14 protein-coding genes are annotated in these 24,408 nt (G+C 37.7%); 6 read left to right on the forward strand and 8 right to left on the reverse strand.

The annotated features are described in order from the left end of the window. The first annotated feature begins 10 nt into the window (after window positions 1–10). The 3 genes from KO513_RS15980 (at window position 11) to KO513_RS15990 (ending at window position 3,866) form a co-directional block, all read left to right on the forward strand. The gene (locus KO513_RS15980) at window positions 11–724 is read left to right on the forward strand and encodes a dienelactone hydrolase family protein (RefSeq protein ID WP_215914254.1); all 714 of its coding nucleotides are present in this window, start codon (window positions 11–13) and stop codon (window positions 722–724) included. Window positions 725–811: 87 nt separating this feature from the next. After that, window positions 812–2,302 carry a sulfatase family protein gene (locus tag KO513_RS15985; protein WP_252735894.1) on the forward strand — a complete coding sequence of 497 codons (1,491 nt, stop codon included), beginning with the start codon at window positions 812–814 and terminating at the stop codon, window positions 2,300–2,302. Window positions 2,303–2,354: 52 nt separating this feature from the next. Continuing rightward, entirely contained in the window at window positions 2,355–3,866 is a 1,512-nt protein-coding gene (locus tag KO513_RS15990; protein ID WP_215914255.1) for an FG-GAP repeat domain-containing protein, read from the forward strand. Window positions 3,867–3,870: 4 nt separating this feature from the next. Here the strand turns inward: KO513_RS15990 and KO513_RS15995 are convergent, their stop codons facing one another. The 6 genes from KO513_RS15995 to KO513_RS16020 form a co-directional block, all read right to left on the reverse strand. Then, the gene (locus tag KO513_RS15995) at window positions 3,871–7,458 is read right to left on the reverse strand and encodes a VCBS repeat-containing protein (protein ID WP_252735896.1); all 3,588 of its coding nucleotides are present in this window, start codon (window positions 7,456–7,458) and stop codon (window positions 3,871–3,873) included. 103 nt (window positions 7,459–7,561) lie between these two features. Then, window positions 7,562–9,352 (reverse strand): RagB/SusD family nutrient uptake outer membrane protein, encoded by a 1,791-nt coding sequence (locus tag KO513_RS16000; RefSeq protein ID WP_215914257.1) that lies wholly within the window; start codon window positions 9,350–9,352, stop codon window positions 7,562–7,564. Window positions 9,353–9,381: 29 nt separating this feature from the next. Beyond that, complete coding sequence (locus KO513_RS16005; RefSeq protein WP_215914258.1) at window positions 9,382–12,708, reverse strand: SusC/RagA family TonB-linked outer membrane protein; 3,327 nt, start codon at window positions 12,706–12,708, stop codon at window positions 9,382–9,384. Between the two features lie 323 nt (window positions 12,709–13,031). Next, on the reverse strand, window positions 13,032–14,144 hold the full coding sequence (locus tag KO513_RS16010) for a THUMP-like domain-containing protein (RefSeq protein WP_371735856.1): 1,113 nt from the start codon (window positions 14,142–14,144) through the stop codon (window positions 13,032–13,034). 73 nt (window positions 14,145–14,217) lie between these two features. Further along, window positions 14,218–15,318, reverse strand: a complete 1,101-nt coding sequence (locus KO513_RS16015) for an AI-2E family transporter (protein ID WP_215914260.1) — start codon at window positions 15,316–15,318, stop codon at window positions 14,218–14,220. 24 nt (window positions 15,319–15,342) lie between these two features. Continuing rightward, complete coding sequence (locus KO513_RS16020) at window positions 15,343–15,990, reverse strand: DUF4159 domain-containing protein (protein WP_215914261.1); 648 nt, start codon at window positions 15,988–15,990, stop codon at window positions 15,343–15,345. Between the two features lie 41 nt (window positions 15,991–16,031). Here KO513_RS16020 and KO513_RS16025 point away from each other — a divergent pair, with 41 nt between their 5' ends. Then, window positions 16,032–16,811 carry a DUF1223 domain-containing protein gene (locus KO513_RS16025; protein ID WP_215914262.1) on the forward strand — a complete coding sequence of 260 codons (780 nt, stop codon included), beginning with the start codon at window positions 16,032–16,034 and terminating at the stop codon, window positions 16,809–16,811. 11 nt (window positions 16,812–16,822) lie between these two features. Here the strand turns inward: KO513_RS16025 and KO513_RS16030 are convergent, their stop codons facing one another. Both KO513_RS16030 and tsaD read right to left on the reverse strand, forming a co-directional pair. Beyond that, window positions 16,823–17,530 carry a 16S rRNA (uracil(1498)-N(3))-methyltransferase gene (locus tag KO513_RS16030; protein WP_215914263.1) on the reverse strand — a complete coding sequence of 236 codons (708 nt, stop codon included), beginning with the start codon at window positions 17,528–17,530 and terminating at the stop codon, window positions 16,823–16,825. Window positions 17,531–17,600: 70 nt separating this feature from the next. Beyond that, on the reverse strand, window positions 17,601–18,656 hold the full coding sequence (tsaD, locus tag KO513_RS16035; RefSeq protein ID WP_252735898.1) for a tRNA (adenosine(37)-N6)-threonylcarbamoyltransferase complex transferase subunit TsaD: 1,056 nt from the start codon (window positions 18,654–18,656) through the stop codon (window positions 17,601–17,603). 57 nt (window positions 18,657–18,713) lie between these two features. On the opposite strand from tsaD, the gene KO513_RS16040 reads away from it, so the two are divergent. Continuing rightward, complete coding sequence (locus KO513_RS16040) at window positions 18,714–23,144, forward strand: translocation/assembly module TamB domain-containing protein (RefSeq protein ID WP_215914264.1); 4,431 nt, start codon at window positions 18,714–18,716, stop codon at window positions 23,142–23,144. A 277-nt stretch (window positions 23,145–23,421) separates the two neighbouring features. Continuing rightward, a complete protein-coding gene (gene pfkA / locus KO513_RS16045; protein ID WP_215914265.1) occupies window positions 23,422–24,408 on the forward strand; it encodes a 6-phosphofructokinase in 987 nt (328 codons plus the stop codon).

The raw sequence follows: 24,408 nt of genomic DNA on the forward strand, positions 1-24,408 counted from the left end.
AAATACGTAAATGCCTCAGAAATTATATATTATTTTGCTCTGTTTTGCTTTTCAGAGTTGTGCTGCACAATCAAAATACAAATTAATAGATGCCGAACAAGAAACCGTCATCAAAGAAAATTATAGTTACTACCTCTATTATCCTGAAGGGTATGAGGAAAAACCCGAGGAAAAGTTTCCGTTGTTATTGTTTCTTCATGGTGGTGGCGAATCTGGAGATAGTTTGGTTTATGTAAAAAGAAACGGCCCTCCTAAATTGATAAAGAGAGGCAAAAAATTCCCGTTCTTAATTTTGGCCCCTCAGAATCCAGAAAAGAAAATGTGGTGGAATACGCGATCGGTAATGCAATTATTGGACACGATAGTGGAGAACAATCATGTAGATAAAAAAAGAATCTATTTAACCGGGCTCAGTAGGGGTGGAGGAGCCGCCTGGGAAATGGCAGTGCAGTATCCCGAAAAATTTGCGGCAATGGCTGTTGTGTGTGGTATGACACCGCTACCATATGCTTCTTGGATAGACAAAAAAATGCCCATGTGGGTCTTCCATGGAGAAGAGGACCAATCCATTCCCATATCCGAATCGGAGACTATGGTTTCTAAATTAAAGAGTATGGGGTATGATGTAAAATTTACAAGGTACCCCGGTGTTGGCCATGATTCTTGGGTGCCGGCCTATGATAATGATGAGCTGTATAAATGGTTTATGGAGCAGGAGCGGTAGTAAGTTACATTTAGTAGTCAAAAACGTTTTTTTTAATAGGGTAGATGATTAATAATTTTCTTAAAACGATAATTTAATACTATTGATATGGGCAAGACGAGGCTGTTTTACGGAATAATGTTTCTAATGGTTTTTGAGATGTCGGTTCTATTTGCAAATACGGAGCCTGAAAAGAAAACCAAGAAGAAACCTCGCAATGTTGTTTTTATTTTAACGGATGACCACCGTTATGATTATATAGGTTTTACGGGTAAAGTTCCTTGGTTAGAAACCCCGAACATGGATAAACTTGCGGAAGATGGAGCTTATTTGTCCAACGCCTTTGTTACAACATCTCTGTGTTCTCCAAGTAGGGCTTCAATTTTAACGGGACAGTTTTCCCACTCACATACCATTGTGGATAACCAAGCTCCAGATCCTGGAAATTTGACATATTTTCCTCAATACCTTCAAAAAGCGGGGTATCAAACTAGCTTCTTTGGTAAATGGCATATGGGGGATCATGGAGACTCTCCTCAACCAGGCTTTACCCACTGGGAAAGTTTCCCGGGACAAGGGGTTTATTACAACCCTACGTTAAATATCAATGGAAAGAGGGTAGCTTATAAAGATTCGACTTATATAACAGATCTGTTGACCGAACATGCCATTGATTGGATGGAGAAGAGAGATAAAAAGAAACCGTTTTTCCTGTATTTATCTCACAAAGCAGTTCACGCTGGGTTTCAACCGGCTAGAAGGCATAAAGGGCGATATAAAGGTAACAAAATAGAATTACCGGCAACTTATGAGCAGACCAAGACCGGAGCTTATAAAGATTTGAAATGGCCACAATGGGTAGCTGACCAAAGAGTAAGTTGGCATGGCGTAGACTATATGTACCATGAGAATAGGGATATAAATGAAATGGTTGTGGATTATTGCGAAACACTTTTAGGGGTAGATGAGAGTGTAGGTTCAGTTATGGAATACCTAAAGGATGAAGGGCTTGATGAATCTACCCTGGTTATTTATATGGGCGATAACGGATTTAGTTGGGGAGAGCATGGGCTTATTGATAAACGGCATTTTTATGAAGAATCGGTTAAAGTGCCTTTGCTGGTGCGTTGTCCGGAACTGTTTAAAGGAGGCCTAAAACCTAAGGCTATGGTGCAAAATATAGATATTGGACCAACAATTTTAGCGGAAGCGGGAATAGAGAAACCAGAAAATATGCCTGGAGTATCTTTTATCCCGGCACTTACTGGAGAGCCAGGGGCAAAGGTTCGTGAGGAGGTCTTCTATGAGTATTTTTGGGAGTATGACTTTCCTATGACTCCAACCGTATTTGGCATGCGAACTGACAAATATAAGTATATGAAGTATCAGGGAATTTGGGATAGAAATGAGCTCTATGACCTAGAGAACGACCCTGATGAAATGTATAATTTAATAGCGGATCCGGATAAACAGGAAATAGTAAAATCTATGTCAATTGCCATTTATGATTGGTTAGAAAGAACAAATGGTATGCAAACGCCTATTAAACGAACTGTAAAATATCGTTTTGGCGACTATAAGCACAAGGGGGAATATTAAAATAGAACAAGGACTTCTGTTTTAAGCAATTTAAAGGAAGTAATTAAACAAAATGAGAGTTTTTATAATTTTAGTAGTTCTACTTCCGTTTGTATTTTCTTGTTCGGAAAATAAGCATGAAAAAGCAGTGCAGTTGTATAAAACGCAATGTGCCGCTTGTCATGAGTTGCCCAATATTGAGCATTTGCCAAAAAGTTTATGGAAAGACAAGGTGTTGCCCGAAATGGGAGCAAGAATGGGAATGAAAAATACAGGATTTGATCCGTTAAGCGGTTTTTCCTTTGAAGAACAGCATGCTATTTTAAATTCAGGCGTTTATAGTGTTGAACCCCAAATTTCGGAAGCTGATTGGCAACTTCTCAAAGAATATATTGTATCCACCGCTCCAGACAGTCTTATTCTAAACAATTCCCAAAAACAAGCTAAAAAGCTCAATGGCTTTGAATTGGTACCGGTAGATATAGATAGCGTACATGGAAGCTCTATCGTATTTACCCAATTTGATACGGAAAATAGCAAGTTAAATATTGCCGACTTAAGAGGTAGAATCTATGAGTATCGGGAGGATACTAAGACTCTCAAAAAAATCCTTAATGGAATTGGTCCTATTTCTGACTTTACCGAGATGGATGATGTAAAGTACGCCACTTCTATAGGTTCTCTGAGTCCTTCAGAAATTGCAAACGGAAAAATTTTTACTATAAAAGATAGATTTGTTCAACCTATACCTTTAGATTTTCATAGACCGGTACATACCACAGTATTTGATTTTAATAATGATGGGGAAGATGAAATTTTAGTTTGTGAGTATGGTAACTTAACAGGTAGTTTATCATTAGTTGTAAAATCTGATGACGGTTCTTTAGAAAAGAATATCTTATTAGGGCAACCAGGGGCAATAAGAACGGTGGTCAAAGACATGAACCAAGACGCCAAAGCAGATATTGTTGTGCTGACAGCACAAGGTAATGAGGGTATTACCATTCTTTATCAAACTGAAAATTTGGAATTTAAAACAGAACAAGTAATTCGGTTTGGTCCTCTGTATGGAAGTAGCTGGTTTGAAATGCTTGATTTTGATGATGATGGGGATCAAGATATTGTAACCTTACACGGGGACAATGCAGATAGAACTCAGGTATTGAAACCTTATCATGGTCTGCGTATTCATTTAAATGACGGAGCTAATAACTTTAAAGAAGAATTTTTCTATCCATTGTACGGTGCTACTAGAAGTGTAAGTGCAGACTTTGATAAAGACGGAGATATAGATTTTGGAATAGTGTCTACCTTTCCTGATTACGAAGGAGAGTCACAAAAATCATTCGTGTATTTGAATAATATCGATACAAATAATTTTGTCTTTGAAACTCAGGTTATAGAAAATGATTTTCAAGGGCGATGGTTTTTAATGGATTCAGGTGATTTTGACCAGGATGGAGATATTGATATAGCTTTAAGCTGTTCTACTTTTAACTTTAACTCCGTGCCTGCAGACTTGTCCAAGATTTACAAAGAAAATCCTTGGGATATATTAGTTCTTAAAAATAGATTAATAAAATAATTCTTTACGGTTTAAATGTTCTAGTTAGTTTTCCGTTATTATTATAAAATTGAACTTCCACAAAGTTTGCAGGAATCTCTACAAAACGACCTGATTGCGATTGAAAGGAATTGCCCCAAAAGAACTCATGCATTTGCTTAGTATTATTCTTGAGCTTAATTAATGTTTTTATTTCATTGGGTTGCACAGCCATTAATTTTATTCTGGTTTGTCTAGGATATTCAAAAGCTTTCAAGGAGTCGTTATTTTGTGAGGTTACAATTAATTTCTTAGAATCTCCTGTGCGCAAACTAACAATAGCTTTACCGTCACCCGGAACAAAAAAGCCACTCTCGTTTAGTGAAACGGTAGTAAATTTGCCGTTCCCTATATTTTTAAGGGCGAGACCAGCAAATGCATCAGCTGGCCCTTGTTGTACTTCCATGCCGTAATCATTTCCAATTAATAGAATATCCGTTAGGCCATCTTCATTAAAGTCTTGTGGTAGAATACCATAAACTGGAGCAAATTGAGCCTCCACGGGCAATTGGTGCATTTTAAATTGTCCGTTTCCTAAATTCTCTATCCATGAACTTTTCATATAGGTCAAAGAATCTACTTTGGCGTCATCTAAAAGCCCGTTAGAGAACATTTCAGGTAGAGTGGATTCCCCAAATTCCCCATAAGAATTGAACATTTTTCTAATACCAACATATTGCTTTGTTACATCCTGCCAAGGATGGTATAAATATTCTTTTCTAACGCCTATACTATCTCTTAAATAGAAGGATATAAGGGGGTCTATGGAACCATTTTGATCAAGGTCTTTAGCGTATATGCGAACAGGTTCTCCTAGCGAACCTTTAAAATTTATATTCTCGCCAACATTCCCAACAATGTAATCTATGTCTCCGTCATTGTCCAAATCTGAGGAAGATATACTATTCCACCATCCAGAATATTTAGATATGCCTGTGTTCTCCGTAACTTCTAATAGCTTACCATTTTCGTTTTTGAAGAAGCGTAATTGGGCCCATTCTCCGGCTATAATAAGGTCTGGCCAGAAGTCTCCGTTAAAATCGGTCCAAATGGCATCGCTAATTAAACCGGGGTATTCTAGATTTTTGGAAACAAGGGTAGTGACATCGGTAAATTTAATCCGGTCTTTAGTGCTATCATTTCTTAGAATATATGAGCGATCTGTTTTAGGGTAGGAGAAAGGCAAAACCCTACTTCCTATAAAAAGGTCTAAATCTCCATCACGATCAAAATCGGCAGCTTTAACTGCAGATGAGTTCGTTTTCATAACAGGAAGATCTATATTGGATTGAGTAAAATTTCCTTTTCCATCATTGACCATCAAAATATCTTGATAATATTCATGACCGCTAGGGTATTGGCCGCAACCACGTGCAATGAACAAGTCTAAATCTCCATCATTGTCTGCGTCAAAAAGTAATGTTCCAGCATCTTCCTCTTCTAGTTTTTCTGAAGTTTTATAGGCTACTTCGTTTTGTTCAAAGGTTTGGTCAGGTTTTTGAATAAACCATTTTTCTTTAAAACCTCTGCTAGAAGCAACAAACAGATCGTCTAAACCATCGCCATTTATATCACCAACTGCTAGAGAAGGGCCATATTGAGAAAATTTATGAGGAAGCGTACTTTGAAAATTGAAATCAATAAAATCGTAATCTTCAGAAAAATGCTCTAAGTCATACGTTTTGGCAGCATTCTTGAAAATCGGGCTCGTTTTTTTCGTATTTAAAGTGGAAAATGATTCAGCTTTAGGACTATATGAGATAGCGAGAACTGAATCTATGGCATTGGTTTTAACCACTTGTTGTTGCCCGTCTGGCCAATTTATAACAAGACTGTCTATTTTTTTATTATTTCCTAGGCCAAAATGAAGCGTGAATTCCGGTTGTGATAAATATCCTCGTCCCGATAACAAAGATTTCTTTTGGTGGATGGAATCTGAAAAAATTTCCACGTAAGAACCTATGGCATTAGGATTGTTTTTCTTTCCGATTAATTTTACTCGGATAAAATGCTGAGGTTCATTAAACTCATTAGATTTGTTTTCAAGGAGCATTGCGTTGTCATTGATATTGTTGACCACTAAATCCAAATCTCCGTCATTATCAAGATCACCGTAAGCCGCACCGCTAGAGTATGTAGGTAAGTTTAAACCCCATTTTTCGGTACTATCCGCAAATTTGAAATCTCCATTGTTTTTGAACATGAAATTAGGAATCTTAATTTCAGGTATTGCAGCTATCAGTTTTTCCTTATTCAGAAGTTTGCTGGCGGCAATCCTAAAATCACCAAAATCTCGATCAGTAACATCTTTAGGGAATCCGTTGGTAATAAAGAGGTCTTGCATCCCGTCATTATCATAATCACCAAAAAGAGGGGCCCAGCTCCAGTCCGTTTCTTTTGTTTCCGTAAGCATGGAAACATCACCATATATAGGTAAACCTGTGTTTGGGTTATTTCCTAACTGGGTTTGAAGTGTATTGCGGGCATATTGTTTTTCGTAGTCGTATTTTTTTATGAATATCTCTTTTTGATAATTGCTGGGGCCTTGAAATAATTTTTTTCTTTTGTTGTAATAGGGCTGCATTTCCGTAGTAAAAAATTCAAGATTTCCATTATTATTGATGTCAGCCGCATCACTACCCATGGAAGAGAAGCTAAAATGCTTGAATATTTCCCGTGCTTTATTACTGAATGTGCCGTTTTGATTGTTAATATATATAAGGTCACTACTTAGAAAATCGTTCGCTACATAAATATCCAGCCAATTATCTCCGTTAAAATCATGGATTAAAGTACTGTGACTATATCCGTGAAATTTAATACCAGCTTGTTCAGAAACATCTCTAAAGCGTTGCTTATTAAGGGTAGAATCCCATATATTTTCATAGAGGCGGTCTTTACTCATAGACGAGCCGTCATCTTCAATAGGTCTAAAATCGCTGGGGTCAATACCTTCAATCCTGTTTACTCCAATAAATAGGTCAAGGTCTCCATCATTGTCATAATCAAAAAACTGGGCGTGAGATGAGTAAGTATCGTCTGCAAGACCATATTCTTCTGCCATTTCTTTAAATGAAGGAATACCGTCTTTTGAATTCCCTGTATTGATATATAGTAAGTTCTTTCTTCTACTATCTTTTTTTCTGAATGTATTACATACGTATATGTCTAGTCTGCCATCTGCATTTATATCAACAATAGATACCCCCGATGACCACTCTAGTGAATCGTTTTTTGTTATATTGGAAGCTTTGGTTACATCTTCAAATTTGAGTTTTCCCTTATTAAGAAACAGTTTGTTTTCAACTTGGTTCCCAGCAAAGAAAATATCATCAAGACCATCGCCGTTTAAGTCTCCTAGTGCAACTCCAGCCCCGTTATAAACAAATTCGTTATCCATAATGTTTATAGAGTCATTTTCAATAAGGGTATTGCTAAATACCAGGTTGGATTTGCTTGGGTGTACGTTTACAAATCTTGTTGTAGGTGTCTTTTTGGAACAACTTGTAAATACTATTAATACAATAGATAAGAGAAGCGTAAATGTTCCTTGGAAAGAATTATTTGATTTCATTTGACACATAGGATATGGTACGTTGCAAATATGTAAGAAGGTTCTAAAATAAGCAAAAAAAGCTGCTCGTACGAGCAGCTTTTATTAGTATCTAACTTAAGTATTAGTACCCAGGATTTTGTTTTATTGACCCTCCAGACAAATCAATTTGTCTTTGAGGTATTGGATAAAATTCATTTTTACCTGCAGTAAATTTGGCGCCACCAAATTTTTCTTTCAAAAATTGAGACTCATAATCTAAATATGCGTTCAAAACACTATCGGCAATGCCCCAACGAACGAGGTCAAAGAAACGATGTCCCTCTCCTGAAAGTTCAAGTTTTCTCTCAAACCTAACTGCCGCGGTTGCGGAAGCTTTATCTGCAAACTGAGCCGGGGGATACTCGGAAATCACATAGTTAGCGGCATTTTCATCGCTATCGTACTCCTTTACCCAATGCTCTGAATTAGCGGCTCTATTTCTTACCATATTTACATAGGTTCGTGCTTGCTCCAATGATCCAGCCTCTATTTCCGCTTCGGCAGCCATTAATAGAACATCGGCAAATCTAATAATTGTATAGTTCATTGTAGCATAACCTCGCGTCCAAGAGCTACCATCAGTAAAACTATTTTCTTGGGAACGATAATAAATATACTTTTTAGGAGTATAGGGCCCAGCGTAAGAAAAGCTTCTTATCCAAGCAGCCCCTGGATGAATAATCCAATCTAAGTAAGGAATTCCTTTTCTACCTATAGCATGGTCAATTCTTGGGTCTAAGGGTCCTGCGTCTTCAACAAATGAACTTTCGGGTTGTTTGTCTACAATGACATGCTTCCAGTTGTTTGCCACTTCGTTTTCAGGATTATTATATGATCCATCCAATAGGGGAAGCCCTTCATCCGTAGTTCTAAATGAATTACCCAATTCAATACTTGGTTGAAAAAAGCCACAGCAATTACCAGGACCATCGGGACCAGTGTTATGTGGATAGTTTAAATCATCAAACCAGTTAGCATTTCTTACGTTTCCGGTATTATTGGCAGATTCCACATCCATAACGGCTTCAGCATGCTGGTCGTTTTCGGCATTATAAATTTGGGCATAATCCTCTAGAAGAGCATACTTTTCGCCTAAGGGTGTTACTCCTTTTTCAATAACCTCATCAAACCATTCTTTAGCTTCGGCATACTTTTGTTGGTAAAGCTTTGCCTTACCCATATAAGCCGCTGCCGCCCACTTATTGTTTCTACCCGCATCCGTTGTTTCGGGCAAATTGTCAAAAGCAAACTGGAAATCAGCTTCTATTTTATCCCAAACATCTGGTGTATTGGGTATAGCTTTTAGAGCCTCAAGTTTCTGAGCTTCATCCAGTTCATCGTCTAAGTAAATAGATTCGTCTATATAAGGGATACTGTTAAAATGCTTTTTAAGGTCAAAATAGAAATGTCCTCGGAGCATTCGTGCTTCTGCCGTAATTTGCTGAACAACCTCTGGTTTAATGTTCTCTGCCCTAGCTAATTTTTCTAAGGTTTGATTACATCTTTTGATACCTTCGTAACGACCTCGCCATAAGTTGTTGAAATCGCCGTTGGGGTCAACCGGGCTAGCTTCATATCTCTGAATAGGGTTTAGTGACGAATAATCTCCGGAATCCGTACCCTTATTAGCTTCTCCTCCCATGATTGAACCCGTAGCCCAATGGTTGGGTCCTTCAAAGCGGTTTCCAAAAACACCGCTTAGTGCAGAGTAAGCTCCAATTAGCAGGCCTTGTACACCATCTTCTGTGGCGACTGAATTTTCATCAATGGACCCTGTGGGGGCCACTTCCAAAAAATCATCGGAACAAGAGGCAATCAGAAATACAGTTGCCAAGGTTCCGTAGCATAATTTTTTTATAATTATAGTTTTCATTATATGTTTATTTTTTAATTATTAGTTGCCTACAAGCCAATATTTAAGCTGATTAAATAGGAGGGAGTAGCTGGGTAATTTCCAACGTCAACACCAAAATTGGTATCGGCACCGGCTACTACAGGATCAAGACCGGAATAATCCGTGATGGTCCAGATATTATTTGCAGAGAAACCAAGTTTAAATTTAGTCACACCAAGGCGATCTAATAGGTTAGAGTCAAAGCTGTAAGTTAGAGCTAGCCTTTGAAGCCTTACAAAAGAACCATCTTCTACATAATAGGAGTTTGCTGCCCCACTTGTATAAATATTTGTTTTGCTTTCCCATATTGGAGCTTCTGCATTATTACCTAGCTCAGGAGTCCATGAGTTGAGTGCTGCTGTGCCTTTTGCCGCACCTTGGAATGTACCAAAAAAGTTTCTAAACCATTTTGTTTGGTTATAAATTTCATTTCCGAAAGAACCAAACCAATAGGTTTCAAATTCAAGGTTTTTGTATTTAAGGTTAAATGTAACACCTCCTGTATAATCTGGTATAGGGTTACCAATGAAAGTCCTGTCATCTGGTGTAACTTGTCCATCACCGTTTACATCGGCATATTTAAATCTCCCCAAGGCAACATCAGCATCATTATTTGCAGCTTTAAAAGCATCTACCTCTTCTTGAGTGTTAAAATAACCTTCTACCTTATAACCGTAAAATGAGGATAATGGCTGACCTACGGCGTTTCTAATTGGACTATTTCCTCTATATGCCGCTCCGTCAAAGAAGTCGATCCCATCCGCTAAAAACTCAATTTCATTACTTAGGAACGAATTGTTCAACGTAACTTCAAAAGATAGGTCTTCAGTGAAGTTACCTCTTCCGGTAAGCTTAATGTCTATACCTTTATTGTTCATGGTGGCGATGTTAACAAACGGCTCGTTGGCATCGTTTCCGGTAACTCCAGGTAATGGAACCTGATAAAGTAAATCCTCGGTGTCCTTGTTCCACCAATCAAATTCAATATCTAGTTTATCATTGAAAAAAGAGGCGTCAAAGCCAATATTTGTAGAAATACTGGTTTCCCATTTTGCATTTGGATTTGCAATCTGACCTTGTCTATACCCTTCATCGGCTCCGCTATTTTGTCCACCAATTGGATAAAATGTACTTGCTCTATTTGAATTATACAGAACATATTGGTTATTAGGGTTAACATTGTTAGAGTTACCCATTTCTCCCCATCCAGCTCTAATTTTCAAGTCGCTTATAATGTCTTGATTTTGCATAAAAGATTCTCCAATGACTCTCCATGCTCCGGAAATGGCAGGAAAAACCCCATATCTGTTATTGGCTCCAAATCTAGACGAGCCATCTCTTCTTAATACTCCTGTGATAAAATAACGTTCGTCATAGTTGTAATCTAGTTTCCCAAAAACCGAAAAGAAATTTACACCATTAAACAAGTTACTGTTTACATTAGGCGATTGTACTGTGGACAGGTTTTGGTAGTTGATGTCAGTAGAAAACGGGTTGATACCACTTCCACTAATATTTCGCCCTTTACCTGTGTTTAGGGCCTCAATACCCGCTAAGGCTTTTACTTTGTGTTTTCCGAACAGTTTTTCATAGGATGCTGTATTGGTAAATGTGTATGAGAACACATAACCACTGCCTTCTGAAAATGAGTTACTGGCTTCAGGTTCTGAATCGCCTAAATATTTAAAACCGTAGTTAACATTATAATAATTTAAGTATTGTCCTCCAATACTGGATCTTATTGTTAATCCTTCAAAGGGTTTTAACAGTGCATATAAATTTCCAAATGCAGCTAAGCTAAAATTCTTATCCTGGCTATCATTGGTTTTTAATTGTCTTACAGGGTTTCTTGGGTTATTGAACCCTTTTGCCCTAGTACTGGCAAAACTTCCAAATTCATCATAAACAGGAATAATAGTTGGCATACGGTAAGCGGATAATAATACGGATTCGTCGTCCGCACCACTTACACCTCCGTCACCCCCATAACCACCTCTGATAGACCGGTAAGTGGCTTGAAAGTTTTCACCAATGCTTAGCCAAGGAGTTACATCCCATTCAGAATTAAATCTGGCCGAATATCTGGCAAATTCGTTCTCAAGAAGTATTCCGGATTCGTTGTAGGCATTAATACCCATGTAGTATCTACCATCTTCTGTACCTCCTTCAAAGCCTAGGGTGATACGACTTATTGGTGCAGGTCTAGTAATTTCCTTATACCAATTTGTACCTTGTAGATTTGGTTTTATTAGAAACACATTGTCAGGGTCAAGTTCGTATGCGGCACGCACTGCAGCCATATCAATGTTGCCAACAACCCCACTTTGATCACCACCGCCAATACCACCTACCAATAAATAATCAGGTATCCTAGGTGTAGCATCAGAGCCATATTGCGGATGATCATAAATAGGAGCTTCGCCATTTGCTATTCCGTTGTTTCTGTACGCAATGTGAGACCACTCTGCGTCTTGTTGTGGTGTTAATTGATCTGGAGACCCGGCAACGTTTGGATCTCTGACCCCACTTGTAATATCAACTGTAATTTTCGTTTTTTCCCTTTTTCTTGTTCCTTGTTTAGTTGTTAGCACAACAACACCACCAGCAGCTCTGGCCCCATATATAGATGCAGCAGCTGCATCTTTTAGAACGGTTGTCGTTTCAACATCATCCGGATTGATGAATTCAGTGCTTTCTACCGGAACACCATCAACTACATACAAAGGTTGGTTACCGCCAAATGAGCCAAAGCCTCGAATTCTAATTTGGCTGGTTGTGCCAGGTTGTCCATTTGAAAGAACGGTAACCCCAGCAACCCTACCTTGGAGTTGTTGTTCTATATTTCCAGATGGTATGGCCGCTAATTCTTCGGCTTTGACAATGGAAACGGCTGCAGTTGTTTCTCTTTTCGTCTCTGTTGAGTAACCGGTAACTATAACCTCGTCTAATGCTGCGGCATCTTCAGCCAGCGTTACATTCACTGTAGACTGTCCGTCAACAGCTACTTCCTTCGTAACAAACCCTAAATAACTTATTACTAGAGTTGCGTCGCTTTCTACCTCTAAAGTAAAGTTTCCGTCAAAATCGGTTTGTGTTCCGTTCGTAGTACCTTTAACTACCACGTTTGCACCCGGAAGAGGAATTCCTCCACTGTCTAAAACAGTACCGGATATGGTTGTTTGAAAAATGTCCTTGACCTCAAGTTTAGGGTCATTGGTTGATTTTGCATAGGTGATTTGTGACCCAGCGCAAATCATCATCGAGAAAAGCCCAATTCCAAGAGTTGAGATTTTTCCCTTGGGCTTTAACGAATTGTAACTTCGTTTTTGGTTCATAATGTGAGTGTTGTTTGTTAGTTTATTAAATTCTTATTTTTCTGGCCTTATGTTAAGAAAAACAAAAAATAAATGTAATAATAATATGGGTATGTTAAAAATAGGCAACAAATTATTTTTGACGAATTAAGCCTAATTGAATAATACAAATGTTGCAATTACAATATGTTTAGAGCTTTCTAAATTTTGTTTAGTACTGATATAATGTGAGTTATGGAATCTATAACTTCAGCTAATCAATGCTTCATTTGTTTTAGAAATTAATTAAATATTGAAGGAAAAGTATTACAAATAAAACGAATAAACAAGCACAAATGTTAAAATCAAACTTTTTTGCAACGTAGAACTACAACGTTTTCGAGTAGGTTTTTGGTGAAAAATAGATAAATCTGACCGCCATCTTTAATTTTCATCTTCTTTCTAATGGTAGCTACGCTTTCAGGAAAGTTCCGTGTGGTTATGTTTGCATTCTTTATATCCGCTTTTTTCAAAGCCGATTTATTGTAGGGAAAAATATGTTCAATTTTAAATCTTCGTCCTGGGAAATCAATCAGGCTATCTGAGGTGTATAAATGGGTGTTGGTATGGAGTTTCTTTAATTGTGTTGCTTGCCCAATGATTTTGAATGCACCTGACTTGAGAATAGCCGCATTGGGTTCGTATAAATAGGTGAGAGGTTCTGAAAATTCGGAAATAGCATCTTTTTCCGCGGGAAGTTCAAAATCGAAGCTTTGGTCCTGTTTTGCGGTCTTGTTTATTGTTTTAACTGTGATGCTGCCTTGGTATCCTTTTTTTAAAACCCATAATAGTTCCTTTACATCATTATCTAGAGCAATTACATGAATTTCCTTTATATAATCAAGCTCATTTATTCCTGCGGAAATATCTAAAAGTGGAGCTGTTTTTATGAGGATATTCTCGGATTTTGAAAATAACAGGTTCAAGTTTTCTACCACGTTGGGCAAGCAATCCGATAATAGGAAAACGCGCTGCTTTAAATCACCTCTTCGGGAAGGGTCTATGTAAACCCAATCTACAGGGAATTTTAATTTTTCCAAAAAATCCAATCCGTTTTCCGCATGGGTTATTACATTGTTTATGTTTAGAATATTAAAATTATGGGTTGCAATTTCAGATAGATTTTTATCTAATTCACAATGGTGAACTTGGTCTATTTTTTGGCTAAAAAAGTAACTATCTACACCTAGCCCTCCGGTGACGTCTACAAGTGATTTTCCACTGACTAAATCCGCTTTGTATTTGGCTGTAATTTCGGAAGAAGTTTGCTCAATATTTAGCTTGTTCGGGTAGTAAATATTGGCAGAAGAAAACCAGGTAGGTAATTTTTTTTCGCACTTTTTCTTAGACTCAAGTTGTTCAGCAAGTTCGCGATTGGAAATTTCTTCAAAAATAGGTCTTTTAAGCAGAACTGACATGATGTCAGTATTAAATTTATTTTTTATAAACCCCTGTACACCAGTATTTAAAATATTTTTATTCAAACTATAACTATAAACTTTTTGTAAGTGATTTAACTAGCTTGTTTTCGGATAAAAACTCCTTTAAAATGACCTTTATTGCAGTATATCCGGGCACTGCTACGATCATTCCTACTACTCCAAAGAGCAGACCGGCAATAATAATTACCAAGAAAATTTCTAGTGGATGCGACTTTACGCTATTCGAAAATATCAAGGGTTGTGAAAAGAAATTATCGACTAATTGACCTATCAATAATCCTATTAAAACAAACCCTGCTTTTGGTAGGATTACAGAGCTAAAATCCATGCCTAAATTGCTGGTCATTGTAAGCACTACCATAATCACTCCTCCAATGATAGGACCCACGTAAGGAATGATATTAAACAAGGCGCAAAGAAAGGCAATTACAATCGCATTTTCTATACCTACGATTAAAAGAGTTATGGTGTAAATTACGAACAGGATGAAAATTTGAAGTAACAGACCTACAAAATATCTAGATAAAAGATTATTGATTTTATCGATGGAATTTATGGTTTTGCCTTCATTATTTTGGTTGACGAAAGCTAAAATTCCGCGTTGAAAAAGATTGCTGTCTTTTAAGAAGAAAAAAGAAATAAATAAAACAGAGAACAGCCCGATGCTAGCCGTGCTAAGTACGTCTAAAAACGAGTTGAGAAAATTGGGTATAAAGCCTACATTTAAACTATCTACAATGGTTTTTTCAAAATCTGTTTCTTCAATAATTTCGTCAACAACGTTAGGCGCGGTTCCAATGAAGTCCACAATTTGCTGATGCAGTGAATTTAAGTTTTGTTCTAGCTGGTTAATGTCCAACAACGAGAGGTTTTTGCCTTGTTCCGTTAACAGAGGAACGAAGAGTGCTATAATACCTGCCAGCACGCTTACCATAAAAAACATTGTGATGATAACGGACACGGTGTTGGGTAGTTTTAATTTTCTTCTTAAAAAGAGGACTATTGGTCTGCCTATCAGGGCAATGACGGCGGCTATGGCCAAATAGGCAATTACGGACTGTATCTTCCAAAGAAAATAAAGGAGTAGGACTACGCCTACTATTATCCCTACTGAGCGTAGAATTCCTTGACTAATGGTTCTTGCGGTCATTTTTGGTCTATTTATGTGGCTATGTTAGTTTTTAAAAGCATAGAGCATTATATTGGCACCCATTTGCAATGCTTTTGTTCTTATTTCTTCGGGGTCATTATGTACTGATGGGTCTTCCCAGCCATCCCCTAGATCACTTTCGGTGGTAAACAATAGTACAAGTCTGTTTTCATGAAACAAACCTAATGCCTGTGGGCGTTTACCGTCGTGTTCGTGAATTTTTGGCAAACCTTCTGGAAACTTATAAAATTCATTAAAAATAGGATGGTTGCTACCCAATTCTTCTAAAACGGTATTAGGGAAGGCTTTTTCGAGTGCTTTTTTCAGATAAGGGGCCATTCCGTAGTTGTCATCAATATGTAAAAATCCACCTGAAAAAAGATAAGTTCTTAAATTTTGGGCTTCCTCGTCCGAAAAAACAACATTGCCGTGACCGGTCATATGTAGAAAAGGGTACTGGAAAATAGTACTGCTGCTTATTTCTACGGTTTCTGGCTTTTCGTTCATTAAAGTGCCAACATTTTCATTGCAGAACTTAATAAGATTAGGTAAAGCTGTAGGGTTGGCATACCAATCTCCGCCTCCGTTATACTTAAGAATGGCTACTTCTTGTGCCGTAAGGTGGGTGGTCATAAGAGATAAGATTATAATGCAGTATGTAAGTTGTTTCATCTTAGGGCGAACTAAATAACAATAACTCAAATGTATGAATTATGGTGGGGAAAAGAATTGCACTTATGTGTATTGTTTTGGTAGGATGTGTTACAATGGCTTTTAATATCGATGTAAAGACCAGAAAACTAGAGGCTTTTGAAGCTTTTGAGGGGCATGACCCCATAGTGGTTTTGGAACTTTTTACATCACAAGGTTGTTCTAGTTGCCCACCGGCAGATGTATTGTTGCAACAGGTGAAAAGAGAATATGGTAATTCGGTTTACGCACTTTCATATCATGTTGATTATTGGAATTATATTGGTTGGAAAGACCCGTTCAGTAAATCGGATTATACGGATAAGCAACGTAAGTATAATATCAAATTAAAGAGTAGAAGTAATTATACACCTCAGGTAGTGGTGAATGGTAAGGCTCATTTTGTAGGGTCTAACTCAGGTAAAATGAATGCGACCATAAAGCACTATGGAGCGATAGATACGGAAAATATGGTAGTCTTGAGTCTAGTTGAAAGAAGGGGTAGTTCTGTTTCGTTCAATTATGAGTTAGGTGGAGATGTTACGGGTAAAAATTTACGGGCCATATTGGTCTTGGATGAACGAACTACAGTGGTGAAGCGTGGTGAAAACCGAAATAGAACACTAAAAAATAGTAACATAGTAGTTGGGGAAAAGAATATTGAAATACATGAAACAAATGGTAAAGCTACGATAACAATCCCGGATGTGGTTGAAAATGGAGAAAAATTGAGTCTTATTGTTGTAATGGAGACAACGGATTACGATATCACTGCTGCTGCTAAAACCGAATTATTCAATTAGTGGTGTTCTTTTTACCCGTTGTTAATCATGTTCACGGTAGTACAGGCCACAATCGCGGCCGTTTCGGTACGAAGGCGGTATTCCCCCAAGGAAACGGGAAGAAACCCTTTTTCATACGCCATGTCTATTTCGTTTTGCGAAAAATCCCCTTCCGGTCCTATGAGTATGGTAACATCCTTGTCTGGGGCAACTCTTCGTTTTAAATCAACTTTTTCTTCCTCTTCGCAATGCGCAATAAATAAGAGTCCGTTAAGCTCCTTTGTCATAAAATCTTTATAAGAGATAGCATCGTTAAGTTTGGGTAGGTAAGCGCGCAAGCTTTGTTTCATGGCAGATTGTATCACTTTTTCCAAGCGTTCTTTTTTAATGACTTTTCGCTCCGATCTATCACAAAATATGGGGGTAATCTCACTTACACCTATTTCTGTGGCTTTTTCCAGAAACCATTCCAGACGGTCGTTGTTTTTAGTGGGTGCTACAACCATGTGCAACCAATGTGCTTTTGGGTGTTTTTTTTGTGTAGATACTATTTGCGCTTTGCATCGTTTTTGGTCTGCAAGAAGTATTTCGGACTTAAAAATATAACCCTTTCCATTTGTAATATGTAGTAGGTCCCCTTCCTTTTTACGCAATACCTTAACAATATGCCTACTCTCTTCTTGAGAGAAGGTAAACTGTGTAATGCTCTTGTCTAAATCGGGGTTGTAAAATAATTGCATAGGACAAATGTATAAACAATTTTAGAGGCTTAGGTTGTACTTGGGCACAAGAAAAAATGAACACTGTTATTTACTTACTGGAAATAACGTAACGCGCCTTAGCGGAAACATCCTGTTTTGCAAATACATTTTGTTTGTACTTTAGGTGACCTACAATACCGATCATTGCTGCGTTATCCGTACAATACTCAAACTTTGGTATAAAGGTTTTCCATCCTCTATTTTTTTCGGCCATTTTAAGTGCGTTTCTTATTCCGGAATTGGCACTAACGCCACCTCCAATGGCAATTTGCGTAATACCGGTCTGTTCCACAGCTTTTTTTAGCTTATCCATCAAAATATTAATGATTGTTTTTTGGATGGACGCACAAATATTCTTTAGATTTTCTTCAACAAAATTGGGGTTTTGGGCCGTTTCTCTTTGGATGAAATATAGAATGCTTGTCTTTAATCCGCTAAAACTAAAATTAAGGCCGTCTACTTTAGGTTTTGGAAAAGGAAACGCCTTAGGGTTTCCCTCTTGTGCATATTTATCAACTAATGGGCCTCCGGGGTAGGGCAGACCTAAAATTTTAGCGCTTTTATCAAAAGCTTCACCCACTGCATCATCTAGAGTTTCGCCTAGTATCTCCATGTCAAAATGGTCTCTTACAAGAACAATTTGCGTGTGTCCGCCACTAATGGTCATGGCCAAAAACGGAAACTCCGGAGTGCCATCTGGTTGGCCTTCAATAAAGTGCGCCAAGATGTGTGCTTGCATGTGGTTTACCTCAATTAGGGGTACATTAAGACCTAATGAAAGAGACTTGGCAAAGGAGGTTCCAACAAGAAGTGAACCCATCAATCCGGGACCGCGTGTAAAAGCTATGGCAGATACTAGTTTTTTGTCGATATTTGCTTTATTCAAAGCTTGGTGTACTACCGGAACAATGTTTTGTTGGTGAGCCCGTGAGGCAAGTTCAGGTACAACACCGCCGTATTCCTCGTGAATCTTTTGAGTGGCCGTTACATTACTGAGCACTTTTTTATTGCTTAAAACAGCAGCGGAAGTGTCGTCGCAAGAAGATTCAATAGCAAGAATATAAATAGTTTCGTTTTTCACCGAGTTTGGAATAAAAGTTGACATCGCAAAGGTAAAACATAAAGACCTATCAAAAAACTTAGAAAAATACTGATTAGAACCATGATGGTACTCGTGCTGATCTGTATTTTGGGTACGGTCATCCTCTCGTTGCCTTTTGTTCAGACAAGTTTTGCTAAGTATGCCACAGATACCATTAACAAGGACTTTGGTACCAGTATAAATATTGATAAGCTCCGTATTTCCTTAATTACTTGGGACACCAACTTAGAAGGTGTGTATATTGAAGATTATCAAAAAGACACACTTTTTTACGTAAACCAGCTCACTACTTCCATCCTTAGCATGCGTAATTTAAGCAAGGGTAAATTGGAATTTGGAGATATTAAAATAGATGAGCTAGATTTTAAGCTAAAAACCTATTTAGATAACAGGAATACTAATCTTGAGGTATTCATTGACAAGTTTGATGACGGAAAACCACGTAAACCGGGAACGGACCCGTTCTTTTTCTCTTCTTCCAATGTTGATATACAGAACAGTAGATTTAAACTAATAGACGAGAATTTTGAGAACGAACTTTTGTTGGATTTTGAGGAGCTCAATATTGGCGCCACGGATTTTCAGATTTTAGGTCCAGAGGTTTCTGCTAAAATCAATACCATGGCATTTAATAGTCAAAGAGGTATTGATGTAAAACAAATGTCTACCGAGTTTAAGTATACCAAGCAACAGATGCGTTTTGATTCATTGCGGATACAGACGGTAGGTTCACATTTAAAGGGCGATTTGGTTTTTGATTATGAGCGTAAGGATTTTGCCGATTTTCTGAACAAGGTGAATCTTACTGCGGAGTTTACGGAGTCTGCCTTGGCTTTTGATGAAATAAATTTGCTTTATGATCAGTTCGGGAGAGGCAAGGAGGTTAATTTTTCATCTAAAATAAGTGGTGTTCTTAATGATTTGAACGCCAACGAGCTTTTCTTGCAATCTGATAACACGGGCATTAGAGGAGATTTTAACTTTAAGAATTTATTTGTGCGGAAAATGCCTTTCATTATGCGTGCAGATATGAAAAACGTAACCTCTAGTTATTATGAGTTACGGGCGCTAATGCCAAATATTTTGGGTAAATCCTTACCGTCTTCGTTTCAAAAATTGGGGCAGTTTACTATACGTGGTGATGCAGTTATCACTGAAAATTCCATAGATGCCAAGGTAAACCTGAATACCGCTATTGGTAGTAGTTATGCTGATCTTGAGCTTTCGGAAATAAATAATATAGATAATGCTACGTATAAAGGTTTTGTGTCGCTAATAGACTTTGATCTGGGCGATTTTGCCGAGAATAAAAAGCTGGGTAAAACCTCTCTGGATTTTAATGTAGAAGGGAAGGGCTTTGTGCAGGAAACCTTGAATACAGAGGTTATAGGTGAAGTGTATTCCGTAGAGTTCAATAATTACGAGTATAATGATCTTAAAGTTTCGGGAATACTAAAAGAGCAGTTGTTTGATGGTACCTTGTTGAGTAATGATGAGAATGTCAAATTCAGTTTTAAAGGACTGGCAGATTTTGGTGAAAACCGAAATGATTTCAACTTTATTGCGTCTGTGGATTATGCAGATTTGAACAAGTTGAATTTCATTAAGGACAGCATTTCTATATTTAAGGGTAACGTAAATATGGATGTCACCGGAAACACTTTGGATAATCTAGTGGGTGATATTAAATTTACAAAAACCATTTTTCAGAATAAGAACGATACTTATTATTTTGAAGATTTTAAGGTGTCTTCCACATTTGAGGCCAATGGTGATAGGGTTATAGATATCAATTCACCGGATATTATAACCGGTTACATGAAAGGGCGTTTTAAAGTTGCCGAGCTTGGGCGATTGGTTCAGAATTCCCTGGGTAGCATCTATACCAATTATAGGCCTTTTAATATTTCGGATGGGCAAACGCTTGCCTTTAACTTCAAGATTTACAATAAAATTGTAGATGTCTTTTTTCCAGAAGTGAAATTTGACCCTAATACATTTATAAAAGGAAATATAGTAGCAGATGAGGGAGATTTTAAACTCACTTTTAAATCGCCTAGTATAGTTGCTTTTGGTAATGAAGCGGATAATATTGATGTTAAAATAGATAACAAGAACCCGCTATTTAATACGTATATCTCTGTAAGCGACCTTTCTACGAACTATTATGATGTAAAGGATTTCAATTTAATCAACACTACTTTAAAAGATACGCTGTTCTTTAGAACGGAATTTAAAGGCGGTAGTGATTTAAATGATAGTTATAATCTCAATTTTTACCACACGTTTAATAAGGATAATAAATCCGTTATAGGTCTTAAAACTTCGGATGTTAATTTTAAAGGGAACAAATGGATTCTTAACAAGGATGGTGATAATAAGAATAAGGTAGTCATCAACCGTACGTTGGATAGTATTGATATTCGGGAGATTGTAATGAACAATAGTGCTCAAGAGCAAATTAGGCTCAAGGGGCAGTTGGCAGATTCCACTTACAAGGACTTACAACTTCAATTTAAAATCGTTTCGCTTAATAAAATCACCCCTGCAATAGACAGTTTAAAGCTGCAGGGTGAAGTTAACGGGACCCTCAATATTCTACAAAAGGACAATATCTACTTGCCATCTTCTAACCTTGCTGTAGAGGATTTTTCCATTAACGATATGCGTTTGGGCGATTTAACCGTGGGTATTGTTGGGAACAAAGATTTAACGGAGTTCGCGGTAAATTCGCAAATTACGAACAAAGGCATTGAAAAACTCAGCGTGGTAGGTAATATCAATAACAAAGAAGATATGCCCAAGGCCAATTTATTGGTGAGTTTGGATAAGTTTGATTTAGAGCCTTTTGCACCCTTGGGAGAGGATATTATTAGTCATATCCGAGGTTATGTTAGTGGTAATGCGCGTATACAGGGGCCTGTGGATAATCCGGAATTCAGCGGAACGCTTACATTGGACAAGGCTGGACTGGGAATACCTTATTTAAACGTAGATTATGATTTTGCGGCCAATTCTAGGGTGAATCTGGATAAACAAACTTTTGATTTTGACCAGATCAGAATTACCGATGTAGACAAAAAAACGAAAGCTACATTAGATGGCACGATCAGTCATTCCTTTTTTGATAATTGGCTTTTAGATTTAAATGTTGATACAAAGAATGACCGCCTTTTAATTTTAAACACAGATTTTGAAGAGGAGGTTTTATACTACGGAACCGGTTATTTAGATGGTAAGGGTAGAATTTTTGGACCTACCAAAGCACTGAACATAAAGGTGGAAGGTAAAACGGCTAGGGGCACCTCGTTAAAGATTCCGTTGAGCGATGTTGCGTCTATTGGAGATTATTCATTTATCAATTTTGTTGAAAAAAACAAGTTGAACCATGTAGAGGAAGAACGTGTTCTTGATGAATTTCAGGGATTGGAACTTACTTTTGATTTAGATGTTACCCCAGATGCCGAGGTAGAGATCGTAACCGATACTAAAACCGGAAGCTCCTTAAAGGGCAGCGGAGTGGGAATTTTGTTGATCCGTATCAATACTAGGGGGGCTTTTGAAATGTATGGCGATTTTGTTGTAGTGGAAGGAGAATACAATTATAAGTTTGGAGGGGTCATCAATAAGACTTTTCAGGTGAAACCTGGTGGAACCATTGTATGGGATCGTGAACCTTTAAAAGCTACTTTGGATCTTGAGGCCGTATATGCTTTAAATGCCAATCCGGCTCCTTTATTGGATAACCCTGGCTATACCCGTCGTATAGCAACTGAGGTTGTTATTAAGCTAACAGATGATCTTGAGAGTCCGGATATTGAATTCAATATAGATTTTCCGGGAACTAACTCTATAGTGCAGTCAGAGCTGGAGTATCGTTTACAGGATCCCACGGTAGAGGAAAGAAATGCATTGTTTTTGTTGGCCCAAGGTTCATTTGTAAATGATCAGACGGGTATAGATCAGCAAGCGGTAACTGGTAATTTGTTACAATCTGCATCAGGTCTTTTAAACCAAGTTTTGGGTGATAATGATAAATTTAATTTGGGGCTGTCCTATGAGCAAGGTATTCTGGACAGGAGTGCAGATTATCAAACCGAAAATAGAATAGGGGTTACGGTATCTACACAAATAAGTGACCGTTTACTTTTTAATGGAAAAGTTGGGGTTCCTGTTGGTGGTACTACGGAAACTGTTGTGGCCGGTAATTTTGAAATTCAGTTGCTACTGAACGAAGAAGGTACGCTTAGTGCCAAGTTTTTCAATAGGGAAAATGAAATACAGGAATATCTGGCGGATAGGTTAGGGTATACTCAGGGTGTGGGTATATCTTATGAGGTGGATTTTAATAGTTTTAGAGAGCTTTTTAAAAATATTTTAAAGAAGGAAGAACCAAAAAAGAAAATTCCGAAACCGGATCAAGTCCCTAGTTCGGTAATGGGTAAGGATAGTTTAATAAAATTTTACCCCAAGGATAAACGGCTAAAATAAAACCGTTTATGTAAAAAAAAATGGCCCCATTGACTTCAACTGTAGATAGGGCATTTTACGTTAGTAAAATTACTAAAAATTCTCGAAAACGTTATAGTATGGAGGAAAACCTCATTTTACGGCATTCTCAATATACAGGGGTTTTAAAGTGTAAGTTTGTTATAATTTAAAGAAAAAACTAAGAAAATGTGAGCTAAGTTATCATGACGTTAAATTAGAAGGATAAGACAGTTGGAATTCAAATAAGTTTGTTAGTTTTGCGACTTAGTTTTTTTTAATGGCTTCAGAAATAAAAAAAATAGGTGTTTTAACTTCTGGCGGAGATTCCCCCGGCATGAACGCAGCAATACGCTCAGTTGTTAGAACATGTGCCTATATGAAAGTAGATTGCGTAGGTATCTACAGAGGATATCAGGGCATGATAGAGGGGGATTTTAAGCCAATGGACGCAAGAAGCGTTAACAACATTATAAATAAGGGTGGTACCATTCTTAAATCTGCACGTTGTGACGACTTTAGAACGCCAGAAGGCAGGAAAAAAGCGTATGAGCAATTGCAGGCAGAAGGTATTGATGCATTTGTGGTTATAGGTGGAGACGGTAGTTTTACCGGTGCCATGGTGTTCAACCAAGAATACCATTTTCCTGTAATAGGTATTCCCGGAACAATAGATAATGACATATTTGGTACTTCCAATACGGTTGGCTTTGATACGGCTATGAATACTGTAGTCGAAGTAATCGATAAAATTAGGGATACGGCCAGTTCTCATAACCGACTTTTCTTTGTAGAAGTTATGGGTAGGGATGTTGGGCATATTGCTTTAAACACGGGAGTTGGCGCAGGAGCGGAAGAAATTCTTATTCCAGAAGCCAATCGTGGTCTTGAGCGTTTGTTAGAATCGTTAAAGCGCAGCAAAAAATCTGGAAAATCTTCTAGTATCGTAGTTGTTGCCGAAGGTGATAAAATAGGAAAAAGTGTCTTTGAGCTTAAAGAATATGTAGAGGAGCATTTACCCATATATGATGTAAGGGTATCCGTATTAGGACACATGCAACGTGGTGGTGCACCATCTTGTTATGACAGGGTGCTGGCCAGTAGAATGGGTGTAAAGGCTGTAGAAAGTTTGTTGGAAGGTCAGACCAATTTTATGGTGGGTATCCAGAACAACAAAATTATATTAACTCCTATCAGTAAGGCTATTAAGGGTCATACTAAAATAGATAAGGAGCTTATTAGGGTTTCAGAAATAATGACAACATAA

The sequence above is a fragment of the Zobellia sp. B3R18 genome, assembly GCF_018860715.1.
Lineage (GTDB): Bacteria > Bacteroidota > Bacteroidia > Flavobacteriales > Flavobacteriaceae > Zobellia > Zobellia russellii.

Bases quoted from the DNA above. Each gene is read 5' to 3' on its own strand.
- KO513_RS15980 (WP_215914254.1), top strand. From the start codon at position 11: ATGCCTCAGAAATTATATATTATTTTGCTCTGTTTTGCTTTTCAGAGT.
- KO513_RS15985 (WP_252735894.1), top strand. From the start codon at position 812: ATGGGCAAGACGAGGCTGTTTTACGGAATAATGTTTCTAATGGTTTTT.
- KO513_RS15990 (WP_215914255.1), top strand. From the start codon at position 2,355: ATGAGAGTTTTTATAATTTTAGTAGTTCTACTTCCGTTTGTATTTTCT.
- KO513_RS15995 (WP_252735896.1), bottom strand. From the start codon at position 7,458: ATGAAATCAAATAATTCTTTCCAAGGAACATTTACGCTTCTCTTATCT.
- KO513_RS16000 (WP_215914257.1), bottom strand. From the start codon at position 9,352: ATGAAAACTATAATTATAAAAAAATTATGCTACGGAACCTTGGCAACT.
- KO513_RS16005 (WP_215914258.1), bottom strand. From the start codon at position 12,708: ATGAACCAAAAACGAAGTTACAATTCGTTAAAGCCCAAGGGAAAAATC.
- KO513_RS16010 (WP_371735856.1), bottom strand. From the start codon at position 14,144: ATGTCAGTTCTGCTTAAAAGACCTATTTTTGAAGAAATTTCCAATCGC.
- KO513_RS16015 (WP_215914260.1), bottom strand. From the start codon at position 15,318: ATGACCGCAAGAACCATTAGTCAAGGAATTCTACGCTCAGTAGGGATA.
- KO513_RS16020 (WP_215914261.1), bottom strand. From the start codon at position 15,990: ATGAAACAACTTACATACTGCATTATAATCTTATCTCTTATGACCACC.
- KO513_RS16025 (WP_215914262.1), top strand. From the start codon at position 16,032: ATGGTGGGGAAAAGAATTGCACTTATGTGTATTGTTTTGGTAGGATGT.
- KO513_RS16030 (WP_215914263.1), bottom strand. From the start codon at position 17,530: ATGCAATTATTTTACAACCCCGATTTAGACAAGAGCATTACACAGTTT.
- tsaD (WP_252735898.1), bottom strand. From the start codon at position 18,656: ATGTCAACTTTTATTCCAAACTCGGTGAAAAACGAAACTATTTATATT.
- KO513_RS16040 (WP_215914264.1), top strand. From the start codon at position 18,714: ATGATGGTACTCGTGCTGATCTGTATTTTGGGTACGGTCATCCTCTCG.
- pfkA (WP_215914265.1), top strand. From the start codon at position 23,422: ATGGCTTCAGAAATAAAAAAAATAGGTGTTTTAACTTCTGGCGGAGAT.